Here is a 1,563-nt window from a genome sequence, read left to right as displayed (position 1 = left end):
CCCTGGCCGGTGCCAAGCCGGCCCGGACCGCCCACGGATCAGCCCTGCTTGGAGGAAGGTGCGCAGCAAGGTGCGCAGTGGGTGCGCACCCCAAACCTCGCGCGCGAGCCGGAATGTTTGCTGAAGGACGGCTCGGGACGGGGCTGCGGTCATCGGCTCCGGCGGCAGAGGCATAAGGCAACCCGCAATGGAAAGGCAGTTGGCGTCGGGGTCACTGGACCGGGGAAGGACGCAAACGAACGGCCCTCTGCCGCTGCCAAGGCAGCCTTACGCTGGCGACCAGCTTGGGCACGCCACGCGCTGAGAGGAGGGGGTTCGCAGGGAGGTTCGCAGGGGGTTCGTACCCCATACTCGCGCGAGATTTCAGGCCGGTGGTGGCGGATGGCTGAGGCAAGTACCGGGGGATCGCTGTGCTGATCCGGGCCAGGACCGTCAGCTTGGGCTCTTCCGAGGCCTGCGGAGAGGCCGGTCCGCAGGCAGGTCCGCAGGGGGTCCGCACCCCAAACCTCACGCGCGCGACTCGGAACGTTTGCTGCCAGAAGCCCCGGGACGAGGATGCGGTCATCTGCATCCCGGCGGCACAGGCATCAGGGCAGTTCAGCTCACCCCACCGCGCCGGGCTGCCCCGGCCACCGAGCTGACCTGTTCCGCCAGGATGCCCTGCACGGTGGACAGCGCGATCCCGCACGCCTGGGCGGTGCCGCGCAGCGAGGTGCCAGCCGCCCGCAGCAGAACAACGGGGGCGCACGGCATCAGGTACTCGAAGCCGACCGAGGCGCCGACGCTCGGCCTTGGGCTGTGCCAGGCCGGCCCGGGCCCGATCACGGATCAGCTTGGCCTGGAGGCCGGTACGCAGGCAGGTACGCAAGGGGTACGCACCCGCGTACTCACGCGCACGACCCGGAACGTTCGCGGACGGCTCGGGACGTGGGTGGTCATCGGCTCCGGCGGCACGGGCACCATGGCAGTCTGGCTCACCCCGCTGCCGGCTGCGCCCGCTGGCTCATGGTCGCGGCAGCGCAGATCGGCCGGCTAATGGAAGCCGTACCGAGAATCAATCCTTTGTCGGTACACCACATTCAGCCCCTACCGGCCGCGGATTGCCGCGGGTTTCACCCGCCCACCGCAACAGGGTTTTCCGGTACACCACACGTGGCGATCCGTTGCGTTCTTGAAAGATCAGGCCCGCAACCGCATCTATGCTGGATGAGAGGCATGGCCCCTCCGGCAGCCCCGCTCCCCTGAACAGCAACGCAGTCCAACTCCCCAGAGGGTCGAGCCAAAGCCGGCCGGCCGCAGGACCGCACCGCGCATCACCCTTGGTGCCCGGTCCCCGTCCCGCGCTGCCCCTGCCCGGGCCCAGGGATCGGACCGTCAACCTCTCGCCCTCCTCCTCATCGCCCCTCGGCGGGTGTCCGCGGCGTCCTCACCGGCGCTGCGGCTGCCCGGCACCGCGCATCCGGCGCTGAGCCGGCCGTCCCTGCGAACCCTGACCCTGCCAGCGGTGGCACGGTGGCGCGACGACGAGACTCCCCCGGTGCCCCCTGGACCAGCCAGGCGAGA

Annotated in this window: 1 protein-coding gene; it reads right to left on the bottom strand. The window is 70.4% G+C overall.

Annotated features, from left to right (window positions below):
- Positions 1-597 precede the first annotated feature (597 nt).
- Positions 598-825, bottom strand: a complete 228-nt coding sequence (locus ACFQS7_RS30870; RefSeq protein ID WP_380070973.1) for a hypothetical protein — start codon at positions 823-825, stop codon at positions 598-600.
- Between the last annotated feature and the right edge of the window lie 738 nt (positions 826-1,563).

This window comes from Dankookia sp. GCM10030260 (genome assembly GCF_042666655.1).
GTDB lineage: Bacteria > Pseudomonadota > Alphaproteobacteria > Acetobacterales > Acetobacteraceae > Paracraurococcus.
This window is presented reverse-complemented; position numbering and strand designations above follow the sequence as displayed.